Below are 26,526 nucleotides of genomic sequence, written 5' to 3'. Positions count from 1 at the left end.
TGTTCCGAGGAGATACCTGCGCGCGCGTGGTGTCTGGACCCCACGGGCTGTTGTCAGGGCTGGGACACATCCCTGACGCCCCTTATCGGACGGACACGCTTCACAAGCTGTGGGACACCTGGTCAAAGGCGTGGCTCCGCACCCGCCCGTACACACCAGAGAGCCCGCTCCCAGTACCACGGGAGCAGGGGCGGGGACCGACGCGGTGGCTCGTGCTGAGGTGCTCCGCTTTCATACCCGACTCTGCGTCGAATCCGTTCTGGCCCTTCGCGTACCTCACAGCACTCCGGTGGTACGTCCCAGCTCCGCCTGGTCCGCCGGCTCCTGGGCCGAACGCCCGAACCGTGAAATGCGGGCAAGCATCAAGCGAAGATCGGTAAGGCCCCTTTCCAGACTCTCACTCGTCCCGAGGCCGACCGCCTGCTCGTAGTCGTCGGGGACCTCGTCATATCTGCCGCAGGACAGAGCAAGAAGCCCCCGTAGTTCGGCGTACTGACCGGCCAGCCTGCTCCCGACGTGCGCGCCGCATTCGGCTTCCGCATCGAGCCGGTCCACGAGGTGGGAGAGCCGCGCGATCAACTGGCTGCTCTCCAGCAGGGTCGCGAAGTATGACTGCTCCACGGTGCGCCCGAAAGCGTTCAGAATTGCCAGGCAGCGCTCGATACGTTCAGGGTCTCCGGCCCGGAATGCAAGTTCGCCGAGCAACGCAAAGGCTTCGTCTTGGCGTTGGCCCTCATAGTCCGTAAGGCCCTCACGGCCGTACTCGCTCACCGCAGCGAAGAGGTCGTCGAAAGCCTCCGCGCCCGCCGCCGTGCTCACCATCCGGTGAGCGACCACTTCCCGGGCTGCATAGAAAACCCAAGTCGGATTCCCTGGTTCCTCCCGACGGCACAAGTCGATCAGTCTGCCATCGCGCGCGCTCTTGTCCTTCTGCTCGATAACCTCCGGCAAATAGCCACTGTGGGTGAACTCCACGTCCACTTCAAGCGTGGAGGGCGAACTGCCGTCCGCGTGGAAAAGCTGTTCGTGTACGCGACCCCGGAAACGCAGGGTACTGTCTGCCCTGAGCAGTCGATGGAGCCCTCTGTACACATCGCCGCCGCCGGAATCGGCAATACGCGGCGACAGCACGAGGTCGGCTTCGGGGCACACGTGATCAACGGCGCGTACAACGCGACGGATCCTGCCGGAATCTTCCTCGGTGAGCCGCTCGTCAGCATCGACGAACAACAGCCAGCCTTCGCCAACTTGATCGAATGCGTGGTTTCGCTGAGCGGCGAAGTCGTCCCGCCAGGGGCGGCATACGATCTCGATCGGAATCAACTCGCCCGCGGCAGCACGAGCAAGCTCCACCGTGCGATCGGTGGAACCCGAGTCGATGATCAAAATCTGATCGGCATCGAGAGCCAGCGCTGCCACCGTCTCGGCAATCGCCTGCTCCTCGTTGTAGGTCAGGACAACCGCAGTCAGAGGCCTCTGCGCCGATTCCCGGTATGCATTCTTGAGTTCTTTCCATTCACCGCGCACCGGAACGTCAGCCAGTGTCTCCGGAACGTTGACTATGATTTGGAGATCTTCCGCCAGCTCCTCTGTCCATTCGACACAGGAAGCGCGAAGATTGCCGAGCGTCCGACTAGTCGTTGCAGCCACCATCATTCTCCGACTGTCATAGTCAAATCGAAATCCACACCGGGAACTTCGCGATGCGACACCATGACCTTGGAACAATCCAGTTCATCCAGATTTTTCCATATGCGCACATAGGTATCCTCGTCTATCCCACTGAAGGTTTCATCAAAGAGGAACACATCGGGTGAATGGAGTACCGCACGCGCTATTGCCAGCCTCTGAACCTGCCCCCTCGAAAGAGTGCCGCCTTCCTCCTTCAGATACTGATCGTAGCCATCCGGGAGTTCGGCAACCACCTCGCCGAAACAGGAAACACGAACAGCCCGCTCAATTTCCTCACTGGAGAATTCAGCACCGAGGGTCAGATTCTCTCGGACTGAAGCTGAAACCAGTAGCGGATTTTCTGAAACATACAAGATGCGTCGCCTCAACGCATCTTCATCGAACTCCCGGATGTCAGTCTTACCCACGATGACCGAGCCACCGAATTCTGGATAAAGCCCCGCCACAATCTTGAGTACGGTGCTTTTCCCTGCACCGTTGATACCTCGTAGAGCCACCCTCGCCCCGTGCGGGACAACGAAAGACAGAGAGGAAATCACAGGCTTTTCCACGCCGGGATACCGGAAAGAGAGGTTTTCCACCAGTAGTTCGCTGCCGCCGCGTGCCGCCTCCACCTCCGTGCCACCAGCTGCCCTCTCCAGCTTCAGGCGCGGGTCATCCACCTGGGAGGTCACGTCACGGTAGCGACCAAGCGCGGCGGTGTCCCGCTGGATGGAGACCTGGAGAACGGCCAACTGCTCAGTGGAGCTGAGGAAGTAGCCGGCCAGGGTGAAGAAACTCATCAACTCGCCCAGAGCCATGGACCCGGAGTTCACCTGCAGCATCCCCACCCAGGCTGCGGCGATCGTGAAAATGCCCTTGTTCGCAATCTTGATGACGCCGTTCAAATTCTCCAGCCGACCGAGCCTGACCTCGGCCCGGATGGACCGTTCAAGGTGGTGATCAAGGCGGGCCGCAGCATACTGCCGCCGACCGTGCGCAATCACATCCAACTGGCCCCGCAGCACGTTGTATGCCTCAGCTTTGAGCGAGGCGTCCCGCTGGAGCGCTTCTTCAGCTTGCTCACGAACTGATGGATATAGAGCCCAGGACGATATGAAATCGATCGCGGCCGAGGCGAACACGATGCCGCAGAGCAGGGGCGATGCCCAGGCGAGGTAACCACCCGCGAAGAGCAGGGTACACAAGTCGATGGCAACGCCGACCGTGACAGTGGTGACAAGGCCCCGGATGGCCTGCACATCACTGAACCTGCTCACCAGGTCGCCGGTCCGCCGCGTAGCGAAGAAGGTAAGCGGAAGCCGCATCAGTTTGCGCGTATAAGCTTGCGTCAGATCACGCTGCAACGAGCGGCTCAAGTTAATGAGCAGTCGCCCCCGTATGTACTGGAAGAGCGCGGCGCCACTCGCAATTAAAGCAGCAGCCAAGGCCGAGAGACCCAGTCCGCCGATGTCCCCTGCCGGCAAATATCGATCGACAGCGACTTGTAGATAGAACGTTGTACTGGCAATGAGCAGGATCGCAGTGACGGCGGTTATCAGGCCGGTGCCCAAAAGACTGCGTTTACGTTCTGCGGCAATTTGCCACACAACACTGTTCCTGCGGGCATGATGGAGCACGCTACGGATGGTGAGCTTCCGCTGGGGCGTATCGGTCACCAGAACTTCACCGTTGAACCGTTCGGCGAAGTATTCCAGGCTTACGACGGCCGGCCGGAAGCGAACGGGATCACCAACGATCAACTTCCCATCGCTGCGCACCTCGTGTACCACGACGAAATGAAGAAGGCCTTCCTCCTTCATCACCGCGATGGCAGGGCCAGATTTCTGGACAGCGATACGCAAATCTTCGGGCGACACCTTCAAGAGGAGCGATTCGACGCCATACCCCGCCAGAACATCTCGCAGTCGAAGCAGCGAGGCACCTCCATGGCCGAGGCCAACGGACTCACGCAACGTGGCCGTATCGACCACCACCCCATGCCGGTTGAGCACCATACGCATACAGGCGGGACCACAGTCGGTCTCGCCCTCCTGATGCGCGTGGTAGCGCTGCCACTTCATGGGGTCTTGCTCCTTCGGGAGAGTGAGTTTCCCTTGTCGACACTCTGCCCCTGTCCGCCGAGCGGACAGGGGCAGGTGAACGCCTTCAGATCAGCACACCGGGCGGATCAGAGCTTCGGTCCCTTGCCCTTGCAATTCGACCGGTAAAGGTCGAGGTAGTTGCTGCTGGGGACACAGCCGTGGGACGAAGTCGCGCCAGTCGTGATCAGGTTGTACAGGTACGTGCACTGGGCCTTGCTCATGGCGCCGCCGACTATCTCGGCGGACTCGTCGTCACGAAGAGCGGACAGGCCCATGTTGCGCAGATCAGACAGGCTCATAAGTTCCCCTGATTGTTTGGTCGTTGATGCGCGGCCACGCAGACCCATCCCACTACGGCTGGTCTAGTCCACACAAGTTTCGATCAAGAGAAGTAGGTCACACTCCGTCAGATTGGCAGCTCTGGACGCGGGTTCCGCCAAATCCTGACGCCCGGCCCGCGGGGTCGACGGGGCGGGTCCCGCAGCACAGGAAGATAAGGCGGAGTTGGCCGGCCAAGGCGGACGTGGCGCGCTCGGGCTTCGAGTGAGCCGACTGCTGCGACACGCTACGGCTTCGCATGCATCGACCGCGAACCACCTCGATCGAAACCCTCAGCACCCGCACCGCGAGATTCGAAAACCCGTTCGATAGCTGGTTCGCAAATGCCATCCCCAACGTCGCTCGCGGAGGGAGGCAGCCGCGCCGCCTCCGTGCCCAGCAGGCCTCTCCCGGCGCCTCGGCCAAAATGCCGTCCAGCACGCACCGCAGCGGTCCGGCGGTCCGCCCACCGTTGGCCGGCGCTGCGGCGCATTGACGACCTGCAGAGCTGATGGCGAACCGACGCTCCTCGACCTTCAGGTACACCGGGCGGGGCTGACCCCTCCGCGGCATGTCCGTGGCCCTGCCAGGTGCGTCAGCGGCGCCCCGTGCAGCCCTGATGCGCGGGGCGCCGTGGCATTGGCCGACGATGGCGGCAAGCTGGCCCCAGGGTTCGCCATCAGAGTCCCTGCACCTCGGTCCAAGTGGTGGCGGCCATGTCCCGGGGCGCGAGCCCGAGGAGGAGATCGCGGCGGAGAACAAGGCCCAGTACAAGGGCTGATCCGCCCCCGCCCGGCGGCGGTCCAGGACGCGGCGAAGGCCCCCGGAATCCATGCGATTCCGGGGGCCTTCGCCGTGACCGTCGGGGGCGCCCCCCTCACACCTCGTAAGCCGCCCCCGCCTTGGCCGCCTCGACCGGGCCGTCGTAGGCCTTCTGGGCGTCGCGGATGCTGATGTCCGGGTCGGTCCACGGGGGGATGTGGGTGAGGACCAGGCGGCCGACGGCGGCGCGGCGGGCGGTTTCGCCGGCCTCCCGGCCATTGAGGTGCAGGTCGGGGATGTCTTCCTTGCCGTAGGTGAAGGACGCCTCGCAGAGGAAGAGGTCGGCGCCCTCGGCGAGGGACTCCAGGGCCTCGCAGGGGCCGGTGTCCCCGGAGTAGGTCAGGGTCCGGCCGCCGTGCTCGATGCGGAAGCCGAACGCCTCCACCGGGTGGCTGACGTGTTCCGTACGGATCGTGAACGGGCCGATGGTGAAGGTGCCGGGGGTCAGCGTGCGGAAGTCGAAGACCTCGCTCATCGCGCCGTCGTGCGGCACATCGGCGTGGGCGACGGTCAGCCGCCGTTCGGTGCCTTCCGGTCCGTAGACCGGCAGCGGCGCACAACGCCCGCCGTCCGGGCGGTAATAGCGGACGACGAAATAGCCGCACAAATCGATGCAGTGGTCCGCATGCAGATGCGACAGGAGTACGGCATCCAGGTCATAGAGGCCGGAGTGGCGCTGCAGCTCGCCCAGGGCGCCATTGCCCATGTCGATGAGCAGCCTGAAGCCGTCGGCCTCCAGGAGGTAGCTCGAACAGGCCGATTCCATGGAAGGGAACGACCCCGAGCATCCGACGACAGTGAGCTTCATACGGGCGTGAACCTCCGTGGGCGAGGGCGGCGGATCGGGGCCTCCCCCGCTCGCCCGCGGTGGAGAGCTTGGGGAAGGTCCCTGCGGGGTTCCCCGGCGGGCCCTGCCGGGGTATTGCCGGGTCCTTGACGGTCTGTGCGATGCCCCCGAGCGTAAGACCCAAAAGGTCCGGTGGGTCCTCCAGCGGGCCGAGCTGTGGGCGGAATCACCAGTCTGGGCTGTCGCCCCGTACGCCCGTACGCCGGCGGCCCGTGCCGTCGTGGAGGGGTGCCGCCTCCGCCCACGCCCTCGCCCGAGCCCCTACGCCCAGAGCTGCCCCTGCAAGGTGGCGATGGCGGCCTCGGTGGTCTCGGCGGTGTAGACGCCGGTGGAGAGGTACTTCCAGCCGCCGTCGGCGACGACGAAGACGATGTCGGCGGTCTGTCCGGCCTTGACCGCCTTCTTGGCGACACCGATCGCGGCATGCAGCGCCGCGCCGGTGGAGATGCCCGCGAAGATGCCTTCCTGGGCGAGGAGTTCACGGGTGCGGCGGACCGCGTCCTCGGAGCCGACCGAGAAGCGGGTGGTGAGCACGGACTCGTCGTAGAGCTCGGGGATGAAGCCCTCGTCGAGGTTGCGCAGACCGTAGACGACATCGTCGTAGCGCGGTTCGGCGGCGACGATCTGGACGCCGGGGACCTGCTCGCGCAGATAGCGGCCGACGCCCATCAGCGTGCCGGTGGTGCCCAGACCGGCCACGAAGTGGGTGACGGAGGGGAGGTCGGCGAGGATCTCGGGGCCGGTGGTGGCGTAGTGCGCACCGGCGTTGTCGGGGTTCCCGTACTGGTAGAGCATCACCCAGTCGGGGTGCTCGGCGGACAGCTCCTTGGCGACCCTGACGGCGGTGTTGGAGCCGCCGGCCGCGGGCGAGGAGATGATCTCGGCGCCCCACATGGCGAGCAGCTCGCGCCGCTCGGAAGAGGTGTTCTCCGGCATGACGCAGACGATGCGGTAGCCCTTGAGCTTGGCCGCCATGGCGAGCGAGATGCCGGTGTTGCCGCTGGTCGGCTCCAGGATGGTGCAGCCGGGGGTGAGCCGGCCGTCCTTCTCGGCCTGTTCGATCATGTGCAGCGCGGGCCGGTCCTTGACCGAGCCCGTGGGGTTGCGGTCCTCCAGCTTCGCCCAGATACGGACGTCCTCGGAGGGCGAGAGGCGCGGGAGGCGGACGAGAGGGGTGTTCCCGACCGCCGCCAGCGGCGAGTCGTACCGCATCAGTGACTGCCTCCGGCCACCGCCGGGAGGATCGTCACGCTGTCGCCGTCGGCGAGCTTGGTGGAGATGCCCTCCAGGAAGCGGACGTCCTCGTCGTTGAGGTAGACGTTCACGAAGCGGCGCAGCTGCTCGCCGTCGACCAGGCGCTCGCGGATACCGGTGTGCCGGCTGTCCAGGTCGGAGAAGAGGTCGGCGAGGGTGTCTCCGCTGCCCTCGACTGCCTTCTGGCCGTCGGTGTAGGTGCGCAGGATGGTCGGGATTCGGACCTCGATGGCCATGGGAGTGCTCCTGTGGGAGTGCGGTGGCGGATGCGGTGCGTCCCGGGTGCGCGGCGGGCGGCAGGCCGGGAGGGCGTCGGGTGACGCGGGAGGTGCGGTCGCGCGGGGCAATGCGCCCGTACGGGCCGGGTCAGACGCCGGCGCAGCGCGGACAGATGGCGCTGGAGAGGCGGCACAGGTCCACGTGCAGCCGTGCGGTTCCGCAGCCGAACGCGCCGAGCAGCGCGGACGCGGAGCGACGCGTGGCGAGCGGAGCGTGCTGCAGCATGCCCGTCCTCTTCTCGCTCACGTCGTGGTCAACCATGCGGTCATCGTAGCGATTCCCGGTCCGGAGAATGGAATCTCGTCCCATGATGCGGACGATTGGTGTACACCAGGTGGGACGCGCTCAGGCGTACGCCGCCACGACCTCGACCTCTTCCTCCGAGACCTCGCCGTCCACGATCCTGAACGAGCGGAACTGGAAGGGCCCGGCGTCGTCGGTGTCGGCGGTGGAGACCAGGACATAGTGGGCACCGGGCTCGTTCGCGTACGAGATGTCGGTGCGCGAGGGGTACGCCTCGGTGGCGGTGTGCGAGTGGTAGATGATCACCGGCTCCTCGTCCCGGTCGTCCAGCTCGCGGTAGAGCTTGAGCAGGTCGGCGGAGTCGAATTCGTAGAACGTGGGTGAGCGGGCGGCGTTCAGCATCGGAATGAACCGCTCCGGGCGGCCGGTGCCTGCCGGGCCGGCGACCATGCCACAGGCCTCGTCGGGGTGGTCCTGGCGGGAGTGCTCGACGATCTGGTCGTAGAGGGCCTTGGTGAGGGTCAGCATGGCGCCAAGAATAGCCAGCGGGCCGGTACGTACCGAAGAGTGGTACGTACCGGCCCGCATGCTGGACAGCCGGGCGGCTCCGCCGACCGTCCGGGGTGCCGCGTCAGCTCTTGCCGTCCCCGCCGACGGCCAGCATCGCCGCGTCCCGGCGCTTGATGCACAGGTAGCCGACGCCCAGGATGAGCGCCCACACGGGAGCGGCGTAGAGCGAGATCCGGGCATCCTTGTCGACGCCCATCATCACGATCACCATGCCGATGAAGGCCAGCGCGAAGCCCGAGGTGAAGGGGCTGCCGGGGGCCTTGAACTCGGACTGCGGCAGCTCGCCGCGGTTCGCCTTGGCGCGGTAGCGCAGCTGCGAGGCCAGGATGACGATCCACGCCCACATACCGGAGATGGTGGCGAAGGAGACGACGTAGTTGAACGCCTCACCGGGCCACTGGTAGTTGATGTAGACGCCGAACAGCATCATCGCGACCGAGACGCCGGTGCCCCAGGTGGGCAGGCCGTTCTTGCTGAGCTTGGTGAAGAACTTCGGTCCCTGGCCGTTGAGCGCGAGGTCGCGCAGCATCCGGCCGGTGGAGTACATGCCGGAGTTCGCCGAGGAGAGCGCGGCGGTCAGCACGACGAAGTTGACGATGCCGGCCCCGGCCGGCAGGCCGATCTGCTGGAAGGCGGCGACGAACGGGCTGACGCCGGGCTTGAACGCCGTCCAGCTGACGACGGACAGGATGATGATCAGCGCACCGATGTAGAAGAGGCCGATCCGCCACGGCACGGTGTTGATCGCCTTGGGCAGGACCTTCTTCGGGTCGGTCGCCTCGCCCGCGGTGACGCCGACGAGCTCGACGGCGAGGAAGGCGAACATCACGATCTGCAGCGTCATCAGCGTGCCGCCGATGCCCTTGGGGAAGAAGCCGCCGTCGGACCACAGGAGCGTGAAGGAGGCGGTGTCACCGGCGTCGGAGAAGCCGAGGGTGATCACGCCGAGGCCGATCAGGATCATGCCGATGATCGCGGTGACCTTGACCATCGAGAACCAGAATTCCAGCTCACCGAAGATCTTCACGGAGATCAGGTTGATACCGAAGAGCGCGCAGGTGAAGACCAGCGCCGAGGCCCATTGCGGTATGCCCTTGTTCCAGTACTGCACATACGTGGCGGCGGCGGTCACTTCGGTGATGCCGGTGACGACCCAGAACAGCCAGTACGTCCAGCCGGTCACGAACCCGATGAACGGGCCGAGGAATTCGCGTCCGTACTCCGAGAAGGAGCCGGAAACGGGCCGGTACATGAGCAGTTCGCCCAGGGCCCGCATGATGAAGAAGATGACCAGACCGACGATGGCGTAGGCGAGGACGATGCTCGGCCCGGCCATCGAGATCGCCTTGCCGGCCCCGAGGAACAGGCCGGTGCCGATGGCACCACCAATGGCGATCATCTGGATCTGACGGTTTCCCAGCCCCCGCTGGTAGCCCTCCTCGGGCTCCTGCCCGGGTGCCTCACCGTCGTGCTGCGTGTCGACCTGCACAGAGGTCATGAGTGGTGCGCCTTTCTCCATTCCGACCCGGTCTGTCCGGATCGGGTCCCGATCCCCCCGGATGGAGTTCCTGCACGCCGACGGTCGGCCGGCCGAAGCGCTCCCGCGGCGACAGGGGTGGCGTCGCTCACGGCAGGTCGTGAACATTTAACACGGGCCATTGAAGATCGAACAGAGTTGGCGTGAACCGAACCCTCCGAAAAACGGGACAAGTTGCCCGAATGACCGCAAGGCGCACCGGCGCAGTGATGCGATCGTTATCCGGATTTGAGCGTCCGCTGAGCGAACATCCGGCGAACACCCGGGGTGGTACGCCCGGATTTCAGCCCATGAGGGACTCGACCAGCGTCTCCTGGAGCCCGCCGAGCCAGAGATACGCCATCACCATCGGCTTGCGGGGATCGCTGTCCGGTAGCCGAAGCAGCTCGCCGCCGTCCTCCTCATCGGTGACTTCAAGCCGCGTACCGATGGCCAGTCTGAGGTCATTGAGGGCCCCCACCCACTGGCGGCATTCGGCGGGCCGCAGCCGCAGCTCCGCGCTGCCGCCCTCGGGCGCCAGGGTGTCCAGCGCCCGGATCAGCGCGAGGGCGTCATCGCGCTTACGGGAGCGCAGATCGTTCTCGGTGTAGCGGCGGAATTCGGCGGCGGCGGCGCGGACGTCGTCATCGGGGACGAGGTCGGGCCCGCCGTAGGCGTCGGGGAAGAGCCGGGCCAGGACCGGGTCGGTGGGCGGCTCGCTGGGGCCGTCGTTGAAGACCGACGCCAGCAGATCGTCGCTCTCGCTCTCCCCGGCCTCCTCGCCCGGCCCGATCAGCTCCATCAGCTGGACCGCGAGGCTGCGCAGGATGGAGATCTCGACCTCGTCGAGCGGGACGGCGGCGCCGCCGTCGGGCAGCGGCTCGAAGTGCCCGCTCATCGGCGGTCCTGCTGCAGCGTCGCCCACAGGCCGTAGCCGTGCATGGCCTGCACGTCGCGTTCCATTTCCTCGCGGCTGCCGCTGGAGACCACGGCGCGGCCCTTGTGATGGACGTCGAGCATCAACTGGTGCGCCTTGTCCTTGGAGTAGCCGAAGTACGACTGGAAGACGTAAGAGACATAGCTCATGAGGTTGACGGGGTCGTTGTGGACGATCGTGACCCACGGGACGTCCGGTTCGGGGACCTCGAAGGGAGCCTCGCTGGACTCGGGACGTTCGATCTCGACCGGGACACTGAGCGTGCAGCGATGCGGCCGGAGCGTGGTCGTGGGTGACGGGTGGGCGCTCACAGGCCCCATGCTGCCACCCGGGGACGGGCGACGCACAAATGCCCCTCGCGCGGGCCGCGTCGGCCGGGCGCACACCGCGGCCGCGGGCGGTTGTCCATGCCTCCCGGGGCGCTATCGTCAAAGTGACGAGTATTGGGGGTAGCATCGTCCCCATGAACACAGCAGACCTGGGGCTGCCGGTGGCCGTGCCGTCGACTGCGCTCTTCACCGACCAGTATGAACTCACCATGCTGCAGGCCGCGTTGCGGTCCGGCACCGCGGACCGGCGGTCGGTCTTCGAGGTCTTCACCCGCCGCCTCCCCGAGGGCCGCCGCTACGGCGTGGTGGGCGGCACCGGCCGGGTACTGGACGCCGTGGAGAACTTCCATTTCGACGAGACCATCCTCGGCTTCCTGCGCGAGCGCGGCATCCTCGACGGGCCGACCCTGGAGTGGCTGGCCGACTACCGCTTCCGCGGCGACATCTGGGGCTACCCGGAGGGCGAGGTCTACTTCCCCGGCTCCCCGGTCATGCGGATCGAGGGCACCTTCGCCGAGGCGGTGGTCCTGGAGACGGTGATCCTCTCGATCCTCAACCACGACTCCGCGGTGGCCGCGGCGGCCTCCCGGATGTCAGTGGCGGCCGGCGACCGCCCCCTGATGGAGATGGGTGCCCGCCGCACCCATGAGCTGGCGGCGGTGGCCGCGTCCCGCGCCGCCTACGTCGGCGGCTTCCACACCACCTCCGACCTGGCGGCCGGCTTCCGCTACGGCATCCCCACCGTCGGCACCAGCGCGCACGCCTTCACCTTGCTGCACGACACCGAGCGGGACGCCTTCACCGCGCAGGTCGACACCCTCGGCAGCGGTACCACCCTGCTCGTGGACACCTTCGACGTCACCGAGGCGGTGCGCGCGGCCGTCGAGGTGGCCGGGCCCGAGCTCGGTGCCGTACGGATCGACTCCGGCGATCTGCTGCTGATCGCCCACCGGGTGCGCCAGCAGCTGGACGAGCTGGGCGCCACCAAGACCAGGATCGTGGTCACCAGCGATCTGGACGAGTACGCGATCGCCTCGCTGGCCGCCGCCCCGGTGGACGCGTACGGCGTCGGCACCCAGCTGGTGACCGGCAGCGGGCACCCGACCTGCTCGATGGTCTACAAGCTGGTCGCCCGCGCCGACAGCGAGGAGCCCGGCGCGCCGCTGCGGCCGGTCGCGAAGAAGTCGATGGGCGCCAAGACCTCGATCGGCGGCCGCAAGTGGGCCGCGCGCCGGCCGGACGCGGACGGCGTCGCCGAGGCCGAGGTCATCGGCACCGGGCCGGTGCCCGCCGATCTGGCCGACCGGCAGCTGCTGGTGCCGCTGGTGAGCGCGGGCAAGGTCGTGGCCCGCGAGCCGCTGGACGCCGCCCGGGACCGGCACATCGCCGCCCGCGCCGCGCTGCCGCTGTCGGCGACCCAGCTCTCCCGCGGCGAGCCCGTACTGCCCACCGAGTACGTCTGAACCGGGCGCCGCAGCACTCCCGCAATCCCCGTCCAGTGGCTACCCTCGGTCACACCACTCGCGCCCCTCCCCGATTCCCAGCCGGAAGGCACGCACCATGCACCGGGCATTGATCGTCGTTGATGTGCAGAACGACTTCTGCGAGGGCGGCAGCCTCGCGGTGGCGGGGGGTGCGGATGTCGCGGCGGCCATCACCGATCTGGTGGGCCAGACGGCCGGGAGCTGCTACCGCTATGTCGTGGCCAGCCGGGACCACCACATCGACCCCGGTGATCATTTCTCCGCCACCCCGGACTACGAGCACACCTGGCCGGTGCACTGTGTGGCCGGCACGGAGGGCAGTGGCTTCCACCCCAACTTCGCCCCGGCGCTCGCCTCCGGCGCCATCGACGCGGTCTTCGACAAGGGCGCCCACACCGGCGCGTACAGCGGTTTCGAGGGCGCGGACGAGAACGGCACCCCGCTCGCGGAGTGGCTGCGCGCCCACGCCGTCAGCGAGGTCGATGTGGTCGGTATCGCCACCGACCACTGTGTCCGCGCCACCGCGCTGGACGCGCTGCGCGCCGGGCTGCGCACCCGTGTCCTGCTGGATCTGACCGCCGGGGTGGCCGCGCACACCACCGAGCGGGCGCTGGAGGAGCTGCGCGCGGCGGGCGCCGAGCTGACCGGTAAGCCGGTCCTCATCGGCGCCTGACGGGCCTCTCAGGCGGCCGGACGTTCGCTCCCCCCGGCCTGCTCGGCCTCCACCGCCGGGCGGGCCGGCTGGGGGCGCAGCAGCGCCCGTATCGGATGCCAGGATTCGGTGTCGTCCTCCGGGGCCTCGCGCCAGACCAGGCCGTCGGGATGGTGCAGCACGGCCGTGATCTCGTCGGGCGTGGGCGGCTCGGTGTTGCCGCGCAGGTAGACCGACCGCAGACCGAGATTGCGCAGCCTGGTCAGGGCGCGCTGCCGGTTCACGGCGTGGACCAGGACCCGGACCCGGCAACCGCAGTCGTAGAGGCCCTTCCGCGCGCCGTGCGGCGGCCTGGGCAGCGAGAGGGCGACCACCACGCTTCCGCCGGGAAGCCTGATGAAACCACCACCGGACATCTTCACATCTCCCCCGTGAGACTTCGCGTCAATAAGGAACTGTAGAACGCATCTAAACGCGAATCGGCCGCCGCCCGCTAGTGGGCGACGGCCGAACAGCCACTGACCTGCGATTTTATCTTTTACTTACCCGCAGAGCCGACCCGCAGGGTCACCGTGGAGCCGTCGCGGGCCTCCTTGGTGATCTTGATCTGGGTGTTGGTGTCAGGGACGATCACCGCGCCGGTCGGGTTCGCCTTGTCGTAGTAGACGCCGTGCCGGTCGTCGAAGAGCGTCACGCCCTTCTTCGAGGTGATCTTCACCGGCTTGCCGTCCCTGTGGAGCGTGAGGGCATCGGTCCGGTAGCGGGTGAAGGTCGAGTCGTAGGACTGGAAGCGGTTGCGCATCAGCCTGCCGTCCGCCCAGTGCTCGGCCTTGGGGTGCGCGTCGACCGGGAGGATCTGCCCGTGGCCCGGGTGCAGGCCGACGTTGTTGTCCGCCTGCGAGGTGTCCCACAGCCAGATCAGCACACCGTTCTGGTACGGGAAGTGCTCCACCCAGCTCGGCTTGGCGGTGGTCCAGCCGAAGTTGTACGGGCCGGCCTTGAGGGTCTTGTCGTACGACACGTACTGGCGGTTCTCGGCGATGTAGTACTGCGGGTAGTCCTTGGTGAAGGACGCGCCGACGCGCGAGAAGCCCTTGGTGGTCCAGCCGTTGTCGTCGCCCTCGGCGTTGTCGCTGAACAGCGCCTTGCCGTCGGCGGTGACACCGATGCTGTCGGCCGCGAAGCCCTTCTGGGCCGCGCCGCCGTCGGTCTGGTAGCGGAAGCGCAGGTCGATCTTCTTGCCCGCGTAGGCGTCCAGCGGGTAGACGAGGTCCTGGTAGGCGGCCACGGTGCCGGTCAGCGCGGGCTTGTCGCTGCCGTCGCGCGGGATGGCCTTGCCGCCCGCGGTGCCGTCCAGCGCCGTCCAGTTGCTGCCGCCGTCGGTGGAGACCTCGGCGTAGAGGTAGTCGTAGTCCTTCTCGATGTCCCACCAGCCCTTGAGCGTCAGCGACGCCTTGGCCTTACCGGTGAGGTCCACCGGCCGGGACATGGTGTTCTTCAGGTCGTCGCCCATACCGCTCCACCACTGCTTGGAGCCTTCCGCGGGCTGCACGATCTCGGTCTTGACCGCCTTGGCCGGCAGCTCGACGACCACCGCCTGCTTGTTCTTGGTGTTGTACTCGGCGACACCCAGCTTGTGGGTGGACTTCTTCGCGGCCTTCGCCTTGCCGTAGTTGAGCCAGCCCAGCTGCAGCTTGTCCCAGGCGCTCATGTCGCCGGGCAGGTCGCCGATGGAGTCCTTGCCGGTGCCGAGCCAGGAGCCGCCCGACATCAGCGACCAGAAGTCCACCGAGGACTCACCGGTGCCGGAGGTGTCGTACTCGTCCGGCAGGCCCAGGTCGTGACCGTACTCGTGGGCGAAGACGCCGAGTCCGCCGTTCTCCGGCTGCATCGTGTAGTCGCCGACCCAGATGCCGGTGTCGCCGATCTGGGTGCCGCCCGCCTTGTTCGCACCGGGGCCGGTCCTGCCGGCGTCGGTGCCGTACGCGTACCAGCGGTGCGCCCAGATGGCGTTGGTCTTCTGGACGCCGCCGCCCGCGGACTCGTCCTCACCGGCGTGCACGATCTGGAAGTGGTCGATGTACCCGTCGGGCTCGTTGAAGTTGCCGTCGCCGTCGTGGTCGTAGCGGTCCCACTGGTCGTACTTGGCGAGATCGGCCTTGATCTGCGCGTCGGTGCGGCCGGCCGCCTTCTGGTTCTTGGCCCACTGGTTGACGCCGTCGCGGATCAGGTCCCAGGCGCTGGCGCAGTTGGTCTGGCCGCAGTAGTTGGAGCCGTAACGGGCCTCGTTGTAGTCGACCTTGACCCAGTCGGAGACCTCGCCCTGGACCGAGTAGCGGCCCGAGGACTGCTTCTCGTAGTACTTGGCCAGCGACTGCTTCTTCTTGTCGTGCGAGAAGTAGAGGTCCTGGAAGTGCTTCCGGTTGAAGTCCTTCTGCCAGGCCGTGCTGTTGTCCTCGGCACGGTCCGGCTTGGCTATCTTGTTGTGCGCCGGGCCGGGGTCGCCGCCGTACTTCTTCACCGGGGGCTTGGGACCGTCGCCGTCCGGGTCGAACATCGTGGTGTTGTCGACCTTGTCGCCGAAGTCCACGAGGACGGTGAAGATCTTGTCGGTCTTCTGCCGGGCCAGCTCGACGTACTTGCTCTTGCCGAGCTTGACGACCTTGGAGCCGCCGCGCTCGGTCGCCTTGGCGTCGCCGGCGATGACCTGCTGCAGCGCCTCCTTGCGCTGGGCCTCCTGCCGGGCGCTGAACGGGCCCTTCAGGTCGTGGTCCACGGCCCGCTCGGGAGCCGGGTCATGGCGCTTGGCGACCGGCGACGTCCCCTGCCCATCGGCCGTCGCCACCCCCGAAGACAAAGCGGCCGCCCCGATCGCGGCGATTGCCGTGGCCAGGGCGGCCGATCTGAACAAGCTTCTGCTGTCTCTCACTTGGCGCTGTCCTCCCCATCGAACCGGTCACTGTTCGAGGGCATTCGACCGGAAGTACGATGAAAAAGACAGATCTTGACTTGGTCACGTCAGCGAAGTACGTTACTCGGTCCGCGAGTTGCGGCTATCGGACATCGTGCGGCTGCGCCGTGCCCGGCGACGGGCCATCGGGCGAGGGGGCAGGAGCCGGGCGTATATGCCCGCCGGACATGCGCCCCCGCCGCCAGCAGCCATGACGTCAGCGCGCCGGGAAAGCCGCGGCGGCATTGTGCGCCCCCTGTGCCCCGAACCGTGGGTCAGGTCACGCTTACTCGGCGTTCCGCTCGGGCACCAAGGACCATAGGCTCCTTCGATGGCGCGCCCGTGATCCACACCCCCCTGCCGACCCTCCGAGGACGGATTCCGCCATGCCTCGTCCGACCGCCGCACAGCTCGCCTACGGTTCGGCCACCGTCTTTTTCTCGACCCTGGCGATGCTGCTGCTCTCCCAGACGGAGACCGGCATCGGGGTCGCGGTCATCGCCCTCGCCGGACTCGGGCTCGGGCTGCTGGTGGCCATGACGGTGCCGATGCCCGGGGTGACGCGGGTGGTCCGGCGGCATGTCGTACGCCCCAAGTCGCCTGCCGCGCCTGCCCCGTTGCGGGCCGTTCCGGCGCCGTCCGGTGAGGCGCGGGTCGGCGAACACTCACGCTGAGCCGGTGCGCGGCTCCGTCTCCGTGGACACCACCACGGTCTTCGCCGCCTTGTCGTGCAGACACTGCCGATACGGCTTGTCCCAGGTACACCACAAGACGTTGATCAGCCAGAAAATGAAACCGCAGCACGGCACGATCTCCGGCAGCGTATAGACCGCGGCCCGGATCCAGGCCGCCTGGCCCGTCGGGATCGAGCCGTTCGCCAGCATCGCCACCCGGATCCTCATCGCCATCTTGCCGACGGTCTGGCCGCGGTTGCTGATCATCAGGCCCTCGTAGATGAGGTACACCAGCATGGTGACGCCGGAGACCGTCGACTGCCGGCCGGCCTGCTCCCCGTCGGTGCTGAAGAAGTCCACCCCACCGACGATCGCGGTCATGATCACCCATACCGGCACCCCGACGATGATCGCGTCGATGATGCGCGCCAGGAGCCGGCGGCCGCGGTTGGCCAGCGGCGGCATCCCGGCCAGCGGATCGGCCACCCCGTACTGCCCGCCGTAGGGATCACCGGCATACGGGCCGCCGCCGTACGGGCTTCCGGAGGGCGGCGGGGTGCCACCGGGCGGCGGCGTTCCTCCCGGGGGCGGTCCACCGCCTTCGGCGCCGCCCCAGCCGCTGCCCCCGGTACCGCTGCCGTGCGGAGCGTTGTTACGGGGCGACCCGTTCTCCCGGGGCGCGCTGTTGCGCGGAGCGCCGTCCGCCGGGGGCTCCTGCGGCTTCTTCAGGTACGGATCGTTCTCCGGCGGCTCACCGGGGCCGGGCGGGGGCTGGTCGGTACTCATGGCCTGAGTCGACGCCATGGAGCGGCCCGCCGCATCCGGCGAAGTCCGTTCGGGGGAACGGGTGCCGGGCCGGCCCGCCCCCGCGGCCGGCGGTCAGCCGGCCGCGACGAAGGTCCGGGCCAGCTTGTCGTGCCAGCACTGCCGCCACGGCCGGTCGAACAGGCACCAGACGACGTTCAGCACACCGATGGCGAGCACGCCGAGCACGCTGTAGAGGAACCAGCGCTTGAGTGCGGCGCCGAGGGTCGGGGTGTCATGGCTCTCGATGTCGAGGACCCGTACGCCGCACAGCTTCTTGCCCAGGGTGCGGCCCCACTTCAGGGTCGGCAGCGCCTCGTAGAGCGCGCCGCCGATCAGCAGGACGGCCAGGATGGTGGCGAAGACCGGCATCGTGGTGCCGTCGATCAGATAGACCGTCACCTGGCGGCCGGACTGCTTGGCCGCCTCGACCTTGGCATCGAGGTGGTCGGTGACCGTGCTCCACAGGGGGACGGCGGCCGCGGCGGTGAGCGCGCCCAGCACCAGGGTGTCGATCAGCCGGGCCGCGAACCGGCGGCCGAGACCGGCCGGGTGGCCCTGAGCGGCCTGCGCCATGGCCGCGAAGGGGTCGGCGGCGGCCGGCGGCTTCCAGGGGACGACCCCGTCGGCGTCGGCGCCCTGCGGAGCGGGGCGGGCCGGTGCGGCGCCACCCTGCTGCGGCACTCCGGGCAGCGGCGCGGCCGCCTGCGGGGCGGGCTGCTGCTGCACCGGGGGCTGCGGGGCGGGCTGTTGCGGGGCGGGCTGCCGGGGCGCCGGGCTCTGCCGGGCCGGCGCCTGCGCGGCCGCGGTCTGCGGGGCCGGGCTCTGCCGCGCCGGGCTCTGCTGCCGGTCGCTGCCCGCCGGCAGCGACTGCGGGGAGCCGTCCCCGGGCGCGGCGGACGGGGCGCTGCCGCCGCCCGCGACCCGGATCGTCATGGTCTCGTTGCCCTTGGCGGGCTTGCCGCCCTCGGGCCGTACGGCGCGGATCGCGGTGGTGCCCTGGTCACCGGAGCCGCGGCGGGCGGCCGGGTTCACGGCGCGGATGGCGACCGTCCCGTCGGAGGGCACGCCCGGCCCCCGCGAGGCGGACGGGGCGGTGCCGGGCACCTCACCGGCCGCGGCGTCGGCGCCCTGGTCGGCACGCTGCGGCGGGACCGCGCCCCAGGAGGCGGCGCCGGACGGCGTACCGGCCGGGGCCTGGTCCGGCGAACCCCAGGAGACCCGGTGGTCGGGCTCCCCGCCGAAGCCGCCCTGCCGGGAGGCGTCGGCCTGCCAGGCGGCGGCCGACTCGGGGCTCGCGCCGTGCAGCCGGGCCGGGTCGTCCCAGCCCGCGACGGGCTCGCCGCTCTGGCGTACGGCGGGCGCCGCGGAGCCGCCGGCCGCCTCCTCCTCGTCGAAGAAGACCGGGCCGGTCTCCTCGACGGCGGGGGACGGCGACGCGGCCGCGCCGGGCGGCGGGGCGGGCATCGCCTCGCCCTCGGCGGGGGCGGGCCGGCTGGTACCCGGCACCCACGCGGCACCGTTCCAGTACCGGATGTAGCCGGGGATGGACGGGTCCGGGTAGAAGCCAGGCGTGGGGCTGCCGCCGGCGGATCCTGAGGTAGGGGCGCTCATATCCGAAGTCCCGTATCTGTGCTCGGCCTGGTGGGTGTGGGGTGCAGTCTGCCGCAACGCGGCGTCCACATCTATCAGACCCCGGGTCCCGCGGGCGCCGTGACCGCCGACGACCACCTGGAAGAGGCGCCGGAAAAAAGTTGTACGAAGTCGTGTAAGAGTGCGGCGCCCGGCCGCTCTCTCTCCATGCGGGACCGAATCCGGCGCCCGCAGGGATCGAGGAGAGGCGGACGCCATGTGCACCGTGGTGCAACGAGAGCTGGAGCTGGGCCTGGTCGTGTCACCGGAGCGCAGCATTCCGGTGCCGGCCCAGCTGAGCTACCGGACGGATGACCCGTACGCCGTCCATGTCGCCTTTCACATCGGTTCGGACTCCCCCGTCAACTGGACGTTCGCCCGTGAACTGCTCGTCGAGGGCGTCTTCCGGCCGTGCGGTGAAGGCGATGTGCGGGTGTGGCCGACGAAGGTCCACGGCCGCAGCCTGGTCTGCATAGCGCTGGAGTCGCCGGACGGGCAGGCCCTGCTGGAGGCCCCGGCCGCGGCGGTCGCGGCGTGGCTGGAGCGCACCCTGCGGGTGGTCCCGCCCGGCTCCGAGCAGGGGCTGCTGGGCCTCGACAAAGGGCTGAACGAGCTGTTCGCGATGGCGCCCGGGGACGAGCTGCGGCGGGGCGGCCCCCGGCCCGCGGAGGAGTCTCCGGACGCCGGGGCGTAGGGGGTGGCCCACCGGGCTTCCCGAGGACGGGTGTTGACGAGACGGCCGCCGGACAGCCGCGGAGCGCCGCGGCGTCCGGCGGGGACGGCGGCGACGGCGGGCACGGCGGCCGCTCCCGTACGGCCCGGCGGTGTCTCAGCCCCGGTATGCCTCCAGGAGCCGGAGCCACACCTCGCTGAGCGTGGGGAAGGAGGGCACCGCGTGCCACAGCCGCTCGATGGGGACCTCACCGGCCACCGCGATCGTCGCGGAGTGCAGCAGTTCGCCGACGCCCATCCCCACGAAGGTGACGCCCAGCAGCACCTCACGGTCCAGGTCGACGACCATCCTGGCCCGGCCGCGGTAGTCCTCCGCGTACACCGACGCCCCGGCCGTGGCCGCCATGTCCTGGTCGACCACCCGGATGCGGTATCCGGCCTTCTCGGCCTCGGCGGCGCTCAGGCCCACCGCGGCGGCTTCCGGGTCGCTGAAGACGACCTGCGGGACGGCGCGCCGGTCCGCGGTGGCGGCGTGCGCGCCCCAGGGGTCGGACTCCAGGATCGGGACGCCCCGGGCGCGCGCGGCGATCGCGGCACCGGCGACCCTGGCCTGGTACTTGCCCTGGTGGGTGAGGAGCGCACGGTGGTTGACGTCGCCGACGCCGTAGAGCCAGCCGCCGGTCACCCCCTTCACCCGGCAGCTGTCATCGACGTCCAGCCAGGAGCCGGGCGGCAGACCGACGGTGTCCAGGCCGATGTCCTCGGTGCGCGGGGCCCGGCCGGTGGCGATCAGGAGTTCATCGGCGACGATCTCGTCCCCGGAGTCCAGCAGGACGGTGACCGGGCCGCCGGGGGCTTCCCGGCGTACCTCGCGCACCTCGACACCGGTCCGCAGGAAGACGCCGGCCTCGGCGAGCGACTCCGCGACGAGGTGGCCGGCGAACGGCTCCATACGGGGCAGCAGCCCGTCGCCGCGGACCAGCAGCGTCACGGACGCGCCCATGGCCCGCCAGGCGGTGGCCATCTCGACGCCGACCACCCCGCCGCCGACCACCACCAGCCGGCCCGGCACGCTCTGGGAACTGGTCGCGTCGCGGCTGGTCCAGGGCCTGGCCTCGGCGAGCCCGGGGACGGGGGGCAGCAGCGCGCGGCTGCCGGTGCACACCGCGACCGCGTGCCGTGCGGTGAGCACCCGCTCGCCGTCGACGACCACCCGCCGGGGCCCGGCCAGCCGCCCCTGGCCGCGGACCAGGTCGAGACCGGCCGAGTCCAGCCAGCGGACCTGCCCGTCGTCCTTCCAGTGGGAGACGATGGCGTCACGGTGGGCCAGGATGGCGGGCGCGTCCAGGGGGACGTCCACGGCGTCCTTGATGCCGGGCACCCTGCGTGCCTCGGAGCGGGTGGTGACCGGGCGCAGCAGGGCCTTGCTGGGCACGCACGCCCAGTAGGAGCATTCGCCGCCGACCAGTTCGCTCTCCACGATCACCGTGCTCAGCCCGGCGGCGTGCGCCCGGTCGGCGACGTTCTCGCCGGTCGGCCCCGCTCCCAGCACAATGACGTCATACGCCTCATCGGCGGCATCGGTGGCTCTGGTCGCTGCCATCGGCTCTCGCTTCCTAGCGTGGGCGTGCGGTGGCCCGCTGGGGCCCGCGGGTCCTTCCGGCCATCCTCCGCCCAACGGGCCGTCAGCGCATCCGGCGTTCGACTGCTTCCTTGGCCTCGGCGAGTCCGGAGCCGGTCACTTCGCGGTGCACCTTGATCGCCTGAATCTTCTTGCCCTGGAGCAGCAGCTGGTCGATCTCGGCCATCCGGGCGTCCTCGGTCTCCTCGATGCCGGCGTGCGCCAGCAGCAGGTCCGTCTTGCGCTCCAGGTGCTGGAGCCGGCGCTCCAGTGTCTTGGAGCGGCGGTCGGAGGCGGAGGCCAACATGGCGACGCCCAGCACGAGAAGGGCTACGACAACGGCGAGAACAGGTTCCATGGCGGTCACTGTATGAGGCGGCCGCGCGCGCCATGAACACGGCAGTCGCGGCCGGGGCCGTGCACGGTGCCGTGGACGGCCGGGAGTCAGGGCAGATGCCAGATCCGGGTCGTCACGAGGTAGAAGACCGCGGCCCAGAACACCATCACCACGGCGACCAGGCCGAGGCCGATGAGCTGGGTCCTGACCGCCGGTGCGTCCGGGCGCGGCCGCAGCCACCGCCGGAGCAGCGGGTTCACATAGAAGGGCATGGTCAGGAAGCTCATGATGAAGCTCGACAGCAGATTGCCCACGAGCAGCCCGAGCCAGAGCGGCAGTTTCAGCGGGGACAGGGCGAGCGTCAGCAGCACCACGGTCGGGTAGAGGCCGACCCAGACCGCGATGGAGGTCTTGGTCTCCGAGGGCGGCGGCGCCTCCCGGCCGTTCTCCTCGAAGGCGAACCAGCTGCCGAACGAGTTGTCGATGGTGCGCATGCGGAAGTCGTGGAATTTCTCGCCCTCCGCGAGAATCTCCCGCCGTCTGCCCGAGGTCAGCCAGGCATCGAGATGCTCGGCGCTGTCGAAGCGGTACAGCGTGGTCCATTCGTCCTGAAGTCCCTCGACCGGACGGAAGAGTTCGGTTCCGCGAAAGCCGTCGAAGGCGCTCTCCTCCTGGGTCATATGGCGCTGCCAGTCGAGAAAGGCGTCGACGTGGTCCGGGTGGACGCGGTGGGTGACGACGACGGTCACCAGCGGGTCCGGTGGCTGGCTGCCGCCGCTGAGGACCTGCTGGGTCGCGGGGCCGTCGAGGTACTTCCGGCCCTTGTCGAGAAAGCTCTGCCGGGTGGCGCTGTTGATCCACGCCTGGAGATGGGCGATCGAGTCGAATCGGTAGACGACCACCCAGTCCGGCTGCACGGCCGTCGGCGGGGAAACTTCGGCGCCGAGGAATCCGGAGTAGCCGGCCGCAGCGGCGTTCACGTCCTCCTGCCAGGCGGCGAACTCCGGCTCCAGTTCGGGCCGGACCTTCTGGCCGATGATGACCGTCGCCTCGGCGCCGGCCGGCTTTTCGGTGGTCATGTGCGCAGTCCCGTCGCCATCGGCCGGCTTTCGGCGAGCCGCCGGTATATCCGTTCCGGTGTCAGGGGCAGGGCGCGGCAGCGGACGCCCGTGGCGTCATGGAGCGCATTGGCCAGCGCGGGGGCCACCGGATTGATACAGCCTTCCGCGATCCCCTTCGCCCGCAACGGACCGAAGGAATCGGACGATTCCACCAGCAGCACCTCGGTGCGGGGGATATCGGCGTAGGCGGGGATGCGGTAATTGCGGAAGTCCGGGTTGACCATGACACCGTCCGCGTCGACCTGGTAATTCTCGGTCAGCGCGAAGCCGATTCCCTGGGCGACGCCGCCTTCCACCTGTCCCCGGACCTGCGCGGGGTTGATGATGACGGCGGCATCGGTCGCCTGGACGCTGTACAGAATGCGGATCTCACCCGTCACGGGGTGAACGGCGATGCGGAAGCCCTGCGTATTGGAGGTCACGCTGCGGGGTGAGCCATACGCTTTGCGGGCCGCGGTGAAGCGGATTCCGCGCGCCCGTGCGGTGGCGACGAGTTCCGCCAGCGGCACCCGCCGCTCACCGCAGATGACGCTGTCGTCGTCCATCGAGCACATCACGACATGGACGCCGGTGTGGGCGGCGGCGCATTCCAGAATGCGGTCGCGTACGGCATTGGCCGCGCGGAGGACCGCGTTTCCCGCCACGAAGAGACCGGCACTCGCGAAGGCCCCGGTGTCGAATCCCGTGCGGTCGGTGTCGGATTGCACCAGGCGGATCCGCGAGGGCGTCGTGCCGAGCTGATGGGCCGCGATCTGGACATGCGCGGTCGAGGTGCCCTCGCCGAATTCGACCGTGCCGACGGCCAGTTCGTACACGAGGTCGTCGCCGAGCGTGACCCAGGCCTCGGAGAGATGCTCGGTCGGCGGGGCGGTCTCGTGCATCGAACTCGCGACGCCGGCCCCGACGAGCCACCCGGGGCCGGGGGACGGCTCATCGGCGTGCCGGGCCATGGCCGCGTCCACCAGGTCGATGCACTGCGTCAGTCCGTCCTCGGTGAACGCCACATCGTCGGGGCCCTCGTGCAGGGACACGAGGGGATCTCCCGGCCGCACGGTATTGCGCCGCCGCAGGGCGAGCGGATCCATGTGCAGGGCGCGGGCCAATTCGTCCATCGCCGATTCCACGGCGAAGGCCGGCTGTGTCATTCCGTATCCGCGCAGGGCCCCGCTCGGCACGGTGTTGGTGTAGACGGAGTACGCGTCGTATTTCTTGTGGGGGCAGCGGTAGAGCATGACGGCGGCGCCGCCCGCGTGCAGCGTTTCCCCGGCGTGATTGCCGTAGGCGCCGGTGTTCGACACATTGCGGACCTGGAATGCCGTGAGTTTTCCGTTCGCCGTCGCGCCGAGCCTGACCGTCAGCGTCATCGGATGCCGTGGTGAGGCGGTGGTGAACTCTTCCTCGCGGGTGTACTCGAAACTGACCGGCCGGCCGGTGTCCAGGGTGGCGAGCGCGACCAGATCCTCCGAAATCACTTCCTGTTTGCCGCCGAAGCCGCCGCCCACCCGTTTGCAGAACACCCGCAGCCGGTCGGGGCGCAGTGCGAACAGACGGGCCAGTTTGTCCTTCGCGATCGACGGTGACTGCGAACTGGTGCGGACGGTGAGCCGGCCGTTCTCCATCCAGGCGATCGAGCCATGGGTCTCCAGATGTGCGTGCTGTACGCGCGGGGAGACGTAGGTGCCTTCGTGGATCACGTCGGCCTCGGCGAATCCGGCGTCGATGTCGCCGATCTGTGTGTGGATCTCGACCAGGGTGTTGTGGACGGGATCCAGCACGAAGGGATCGCCCGGGTCGTGCAGTTGTGGCGCCCCTTCGGCCATGGCCTCTTCGGGGTCGAATACCGCCGGCAGCACCTCGTACTCCACGGCGAGCCGTCGGCAGCCCTCTTCCGCCGCCCCGACGGTGTCGGCCAGGACCGCGGCGACGCGCTGGCCGGCGAAGCGGACGGTGCGGTCGAGGAGGTAGGTGTCGTCCGGATCCACCAGATGGTCGGTGTGGATCGCCGTGCTGAACCGCCGGTGCGGTACGTCTTCCCAGGTGTAGACGCGGCGCACGCCGGGAACCGCGAGTGCGGCGGTCTTGTCGATCGAGACGATCCGGGCGTGTGCGTGAGGTGAGTGCAGCACCTTGAGGTGCAGCAGGCCGTCCGGGTGGGTGTCCATGGTGAACTCGGCGCGGCCGGTGACCACTTCCTCGGCAGCCGGTGCGTTGACGCTCGTCCCGACGGCCTTTCCGGGTGCGGCTTTCGCGACGCCGACGACGCCTTTCACGGCGTCCTCGATGGCCCGGTAGCCGGTGCAGCGGCAGAGGTTGCCTTTCAACGCCCGGGGCAGATCCGCTTTCTGGGCCTCGGTGAGCTTCGCCGTCGTCATGATCATCCCTGGGGTGCAGAAACCGCACTGGAATCCCGGGGCGTCGCGGAACTGCCGCTGCACGGGGTGCAGATCGCCGGGTGAGCCGAGCCCTTCGATCGTCGTCACCGCGCGGCCGTCCGCGCGGAATGCGGGGGTGATGCAGCTGTGGACCGGAACGCCGTCCAGCCAGACCGTGCAGGCGCCGCAATCGCCCGCGTCGCAGCCCTTTTTGACGCCGTAGTGGCCGAGTGCGCGGAGAAAGGTGCGCAGGCACTGTCCGGGGTCCGGTTCCCGGTCGAAGCTCTTGCCGTTCACGCGGTAGGTCATGCCGGTCCCCCCGCCATGAGTTCGCGGCGTATCTCCTCGGCGAAATGCAGTGTCAGATGGCGGCGGTGACCGGGCGTCCCATTGGGGTCGTCGAACCAGACCCCGGCGGGGACGGCCTCGATGCTCTGCCGCAGCGTCCGGGCATCGGGCAGCGCATCGAAGCGCATACGGACCGGCCGGGTGGTGCCGGCCGTGACGGTGAGCAGCAGATCGCTCGTGCCCGGTGTCTGCGTACCGATGAGGAATACCGTCGAACGGCCGAGACGGGTCAGCGAGAAACGGCGGTGCGCGGTGCGTTTCCGCAGGGCGTGCGCCGGAATATCGATACGCCGCAGGATTTCCCCGGGCGCCAGAATGTTCTGGTGGTCGCCGGTGACGAAGTCGAGGGCATCGACGGTGCGGACGGAGCCGTCGGCGGCCCACAGCTCATACCGTGCCTCCAGGGCGACCGTCAGCGTGATCATGGGGCCGGCCGGCAAAGACATACAGATATTGCCGCCGACGGTCGCCGCGCTCCAGACCTTGAACGAGGAAAGGAACGCCTCACAGCTCCGCGGGAAAAGCGAGCCCGCGCTCCATTCGTCGGGCAGCGCCGCGGTATACAGCTCCTGGATGGTGCAGGTGGCGCCGATACCGAGGCCCGTATCGCCCGGAACGAGGGGTTCCCAGGGCAGCGCCGTCAGATCGATCAGGCGGCGCAGCTCCGGCTGTTCCACCGAGAAGAGCCAGGTGCCGCCCGCGAGCCAGGCGTCACCGGCACGCCAGTCCGCACCCGGCCGGCCGGACGGCCGCCGGACGACTTCGGTGACGGTGGTGAGGTCCATGGGGATTGATCTCCCTCACGAAGGGACCGGCCGGCGCGGATATTCCCGTTCAGGATAGGCAGTGGGTTCCTCCCCCGCCACGCCAGGAAATCGGCGGGGAGGAATACGGGAATGCGGGCTGCCACGCACGCGGGAAGGCACGCGCGCTGCGGAGGCGGGCCCTGACGCGTAAAATGCCCGAAC

24 protein-coding genes are annotated in these 26,526 nt (G+C 68.7%); 4 read left to right on the top strand and 20 right to left on the bottom strand.

What is annotated here, in order from left to right:
- Window positions 1-276 precede the first annotated feature (276 nt).
- The 11 genes from STRTU_RS22430 to clpS all read right to left on the bottom strand — a co-directional run bounded on the left by STRTU_RS22430 (window position 277) and on the right by clpS (window position 10,873).
- Window positions 277-1,656, bottom strand: coding sequence for a glycosyltransferase family 2 protein (locus STRTU_RS22430; protein ID WP_159745560.1), 1,380 nt, complete (start codon window positions 1,654-1,656; stop codon window positions 277-279).
- On the bottom strand, window positions 1,653-3,755 hold the full coding sequence (locus STRTU_RS22425; protein WP_159745558.1) for a peptidase domain-containing ABC transporter: 2,103 nt from the start codon (window positions 3,753-3,755) through the stop codon (window positions 1,653-1,655). Before STRTU_RS22425 ends, STRTU_RS22430 begins: the two co-directional genes overlap by 4 nt.
- 107 nt (window positions 3,756-3,862) lie before the next feature.
- Window positions 3,863-4,075: a hypothetical protein gene (locus STRTU_RS22420; protein ID WP_159745556.1), complete on the bottom strand. Its 213-nt coding sequence runs from the start codon at window positions 4,073-4,075 to the stop codon at window positions 3,863-3,865.
- Window positions 4,076-4,971: 896 nt separating this feature from the next.
- On the bottom strand, window positions 4,972-5,724 hold the full coding sequence (locus tag STRTU_RS22415) for an MBL fold metallo-hydrolase (protein WP_159745554.1): 753 nt from the start codon (window positions 5,722-5,724) through the stop codon (window positions 4,972-4,974).
- Between the two features lie 300 nt (window positions 5,725-6,024).
- Window positions 6,025-6,975, bottom strand: coding sequence for a PLP-dependent cysteine synthase family protein (locus tag STRTU_RS22410; protein WP_159745551.1), 951 nt, complete (start codon window positions 6,973-6,975; stop codon window positions 6,025-6,027).
- Window positions 6,975-7,253 (bottom strand): MoaD/ThiS family protein, encoded by a 279-nt coding sequence (locus STRTU_RS22405; protein WP_159745549.1) that lies wholly within the window; start codon window positions 7,251-7,253, stop codon window positions 6,975-6,977. The genes STRTU_RS22410 and STRTU_RS22405 overlap by 1 nt, the downstream gene beginning before the upstream one ends.
- Before the next feature lie 130 nt (window positions 7,254-7,383).
- Window positions 7,384-7,557 (bottom strand): putative leader peptide, encoded by a 174-nt coding sequence (locus STRTU_RS22400; RefSeq protein WP_336298754.1) that lies wholly within the window; start codon window positions 7,555-7,557, stop codon window positions 7,384-7,386.
- 84 nt (window positions 7,558-7,641) lie between these two features.
- Window positions 7,642-8,067, bottom strand: a complete 426-nt coding sequence (locus STRTU_RS22395; protein WP_159745547.1) for a M67 family metallopeptidase — start codon at window positions 8,065-8,067, stop codon at window positions 7,642-7,644.
- Between the two features lie 103 nt (window positions 8,068-8,170).
- Complete coding sequence (locus tag STRTU_RS22390) at window positions 8,171-9,607, bottom strand: amino acid permease (protein WP_159745545.1); 1,437 nt, start codon at window positions 9,605-9,607, stop codon at window positions 8,171-8,173.
- A 322-nt stretch (window positions 9,608-9,929) separates the two neighbouring features.
- Window positions 9,930-10,523, bottom strand: a complete 594-nt coding sequence (locus STRTU_RS22385; RefSeq protein ID WP_159745543.1) for a DUF2017 domain-containing protein — start codon at window positions 10,521-10,523, stop codon at window positions 9,930-9,932.
- On the bottom strand, window positions 10,520-10,873 hold the full coding sequence (clpS, locus tag STRTU_RS22380) for an ATP-dependent Clp protease adapter ClpS (RefSeq protein ID WP_018091297.1): 354 nt from the start codon (window positions 10,871-10,873) through the stop codon (window positions 10,520-10,522). The genes STRTU_RS22385 and clpS overlap by 4 nt, the downstream gene beginning before the upstream one ends.
- A 152-nt stretch (window positions 10,874-11,025) precedes the next feature.
- Between clpS and STRTU_RS22375 the strand changes: the two genes are divergently transcribed.
- Together STRTU_RS22375 and STRTU_RS22370 are read left to right on the top strand one after the other, a co-directional pair.
- A complete protein-coding gene (locus tag STRTU_RS22375; RefSeq protein WP_159745541.1) occupies window positions 11,026-12,354 on the top strand; it encodes a nicotinate phosphoribosyltransferase in 1,329 nt (442 codons plus the stop codon).
- Window positions 12,355-12,451: 97 nt separating this feature from the next.
- Complete coding sequence (locus STRTU_RS22370; protein WP_159745539.1) at window positions 12,452-13,048, top strand: isochorismatase family protein; 597 nt, start codon at window positions 12,452-12,454, stop codon at window positions 13,046-13,048.
- A gap of 8 nt (window positions 13,049-13,056) precedes the next feature.
- Here STRTU_RS22370 and STRTU_RS22365 read toward each other — a convergent pair whose 3' ends face one another.
- Window positions 13,057-13,443: a hypothetical protein gene (locus STRTU_RS22365; RefSeq protein ID WP_159745537.1), complete on the bottom strand. Its 387-nt coding sequence runs from the start codon at window positions 13,441-13,443 to the stop codon at window positions 13,057-13,059.
- 122 nt (window positions 13,444-13,565) lie between these two features.
- Window positions 13,566-15,956 carry an immune inhibitor A domain-containing protein gene (locus STRTU_RS22360; RefSeq protein WP_159745535.1) on the bottom strand — a complete coding sequence of 797 codons (2,391 nt, stop codon included), beginning with the start codon at window positions 15,954-15,956 and terminating at the stop codon, window positions 13,566-13,568.
- A gap of 407 nt (window positions 15,957-16,363) precedes the next feature.
- On the opposite strand from STRTU_RS22360, the gene STRTU_RS22355 reads away from it, so the two are divergent.
- A complete protein-coding gene (locus STRTU_RS22355; RefSeq protein WP_159745533.1) occupies window positions 16,364-16,651 on the top strand; it encodes a hypothetical protein in 288 nt (95 codons plus the stop codon).
- Here the strand turns inward: STRTU_RS22355 and STRTU_RS22350 are convergent.
- Complete coding sequence (locus STRTU_RS22350; protein ID WP_159745531.1) at window positions 16,643-17,437, bottom strand: RDD family protein; 795 nt, start codon at window positions 17,435-17,437, stop codon at window positions 16,643-16,645. The genes STRTU_RS22355 and STRTU_RS22350 overlap by 9 nt on opposite strands.
- Window positions 17,438-17,530: 93 nt before the next feature.
- Entirely contained in the window at window positions 17,531-19,069 is a 1,539-nt protein-coding gene (locus STRTU_RS22345; RefSeq protein ID WP_159745529.1) for an RDD family protein, read from the bottom strand.
- 235 nt (window positions 19,070-19,304) lie between these two features.
- Between STRTU_RS22345 and STRTU_RS22340 the strand changes: the two genes are divergently transcribed.
- Complete coding sequence (locus STRTU_RS22340) at window positions 19,305-19,781, top strand: SsgA family sporulation/cell division regulator (RefSeq protein ID WP_159745527.1); 477 nt, start codon at window positions 19,305-19,307, stop codon at window positions 19,779-19,781.
- Window positions 19,782-19,916: 135 nt separating this feature from the next.
- On the opposite strand, the gene STRTU_RS22335 is transcribed toward STRTU_RS22340, so the two are convergent.
- The 5 genes from STRTU_RS22335 to STRTU_RS22315 all read right to left on the bottom strand — a co-directional run bounded on the left by STRTU_RS22335 (window position 19,917) and on the right by STRTU_RS22315 (window position 26,343).
- The gene (locus tag STRTU_RS22335) at window positions 19,917-21,362 is read right to left on the bottom strand and encodes a dihydrolipoyl dehydrogenase family protein (RefSeq protein ID WP_159745525.1); all 1,446 of its coding nucleotides are present in this window, start codon (window positions 21,360-21,362) and stop codon (window positions 19,917-19,919) included.
- A gap of 82 nt (window positions 21,363-21,444) precedes the next feature.
- Window positions 21,445-21,738 (bottom strand): ribosomal protein L7/L12, encoded by a 294-nt coding sequence (locus STRTU_RS22330; protein ID WP_159745523.1) that lies wholly within the window; start codon window positions 21,736-21,738, stop codon window positions 21,445-21,447.
- An 86-nt stretch (window positions 21,739-21,824) separates the two neighbouring features.
- Entirely contained in the window at window positions 21,825-22,796 is a 972-nt protein-coding gene (locus STRTU_RS22325; RefSeq protein ID WP_159745521.1) for an antibiotic biosynthesis monooxygenase, read from the bottom strand.
- Complete coding sequence (locus STRTU_RS22320) at window positions 22,793-25,519, bottom strand: molybdopterin-dependent oxidoreductase (RefSeq protein ID WP_159745519.1); 2,727 nt, start codon at window positions 25,517-25,519, stop codon at window positions 22,793-22,795. Before STRTU_RS22320 ends, STRTU_RS22325 begins: the two co-directional genes overlap by 4 nt.
- Window positions 25,516-26,343: an FAD binding domain-containing protein gene (locus tag STRTU_RS22315; RefSeq protein WP_159745517.1), complete on the bottom strand. Its 828-nt coding sequence runs from the start codon at window positions 26,341-26,343 to the stop codon at window positions 25,516-25,518. The genes STRTU_RS22320 and STRTU_RS22315 overlap by 4 nt, the downstream gene beginning before the upstream one ends.
- Between the last annotated feature and the right edge of the window lie 183 nt (window positions 26,344-26,526).

It is taken from the genome of Streptomyces tubercidicus, from assembly GCF_027497495.1.
In the GTDB taxonomy this organism is placed as follows: domain Bacteria; phylum Actinomycetota; class Actinomycetes; order Streptomycetales; family Streptomycetaceae; genus Streptomyces; species Streptomyces tubercidicus.
The sequence above is the reverse complement of the archived record's forward strand: the minus strand, read 5'-3'. Positions and strand labels throughout refer to the sequence as shown.

Bases quoted from the DNA above. Each gene is read 5' to 3' on its own strand.
- STRTU_RS22430 (WP_159745560.1), bottom strand. From the start codon at position 1,656: ATGATGGTGGCTGCAACGACTAGTCGGACGCTCGGCAATCTTCGCGCT.
- STRTU_RS22425 (WP_159745558.1), bottom strand. From the start codon at position 3,755: ATGAAGTGGCAGCGCTACCACGCGCATCAGGAGGGCGAGACCGACTGT.
- STRTU_RS22420 (WP_159745556.1), bottom strand. From the start codon at position 4,075: ATGAGCCTGTCTGATCTGCGCAACATGGGCCTGTCCGCTCTTCGTGAC.
- STRTU_RS22415 (WP_159745554.1), bottom strand. From the start codon at position 5,724: ATGAAGCTCACTGTCGTCGGATGCTCGGGGTCGTTCCCTTCCATGGAA.
- STRTU_RS22410 (WP_159745551.1), bottom strand. From the start codon at position 6,975: ATGCGGTACGACTCGCCGCTGGCGGCGGTCGGGAACACCCCTCTCGTC.
- STRTU_RS22405 (WP_159745549.1), bottom strand. From the start codon at position 7,253: ATGGCCATCGAGGTCCGAATCCCGACCATCCTGCGCACCTACACCGAC.
- STRTU_RS22400 (WP_336298754.1), bottom strand. From the start codon at position 7,557: ATGGTTGACCACGACGTGAGCGAGAAGAGGACGGGCATGCTGCAGCAC.
- STRTU_RS22395 (WP_159745547.1), bottom strand. From the start codon at position 8,067: ATGCTGACCCTCACCAAGGCCCTCTACGACCAGATCGTCGAGCACTCC.
- STRTU_RS22390 (WP_159745545.1), bottom strand. From the start codon at position 9,607: ATGACCTCTGTGCAGGTCGACACGCAGCACGACGGTGAGGCACCCGGG.
- STRTU_RS22385 (WP_159745543.1), bottom strand. From the start codon at position 10,523: ATGAGCGGGCACTTCGAGCCGCTGCCCGACGGCGGCGCCGCCGTCCCG.
- STRTU_RS22375 (WP_159745541.1), top strand. From the start codon at position 11,026: ATGAACACAGCAGACCTGGGGCTGCCGGTGGCCGTGCCGTCGACTGCG.
- STRTU_RS22370 (WP_159745539.1), top strand. From the start codon at position 12,452: ATGCACCGGGCATTGATCGTCGTTGATGTGCAGAACGACTTCTGCGAG.
- STRTU_RS22365 (WP_159745537.1), bottom strand. From the start codon at position 13,443: ATGTCCGGTGGTGGTTTCATCAGGCTTCCCGGCGGAAGCGTGGTGGTC.
- STRTU_RS22355 (WP_159745533.1), top strand. From the start codon at position 16,364: ATGCCTCGTCCGACCGCCGCACAGCTCGCCTACGGTTCGGCCACCGTC.
- STRTU_RS22350 (WP_159745531.1), bottom strand. From the start codon at position 17,437: ATGAGTACCGACCAGCCCCCGCCCGGCCCCGGTGAGCCGCCGGAGAAC.
- STRTU_RS22345 (WP_159745529.1), bottom strand. From the start codon at position 19,069: ATGAGCGCCCCTACCTCAGGATCCGCCGGCGGCAGCCCCACGCCTGGC.
- STRTU_RS22340 (WP_159745527.1), top strand. From the start codon at position 19,305: ATGTGCACCGTGGTGCAACGAGAGCTGGAGCTGGGCCTGGTCGTGTCA.
- STRTU_RS22335 (WP_159745525.1), bottom strand. From the start codon at position 21,362: ATGGCAGCGACCAGAGCCACCGATGCCGCCGATGAGGCGTATGACGTC.
- STRTU_RS22330 (WP_159745523.1), bottom strand. From the start codon at position 21,738: ATGGAACCTGTTCTCGCCGTTGTCGTAGCCCTTCTCGTGCTGGGCGTC.
- STRTU_RS22325 (WP_159745521.1), bottom strand. From the start codon at position 22,796: ATGACCACCGAAAAGCCGGCCGGCGCCGAGGCGACGGTCATCATCGGC.
- STRTU_RS22320 (WP_159745519.1), bottom strand. From the start codon at position 25,519: ATGACCTACCGCGTGAACGGCAAGAGCTTCGACCGGGAACCGGACCCC.
- STRTU_RS22315 (WP_159745517.1), bottom strand. From the start codon at position 26,343: ATGGACCTCACCACCGTCACCGAAGTCGTCCGGCGGCCGTCCGGCCGG.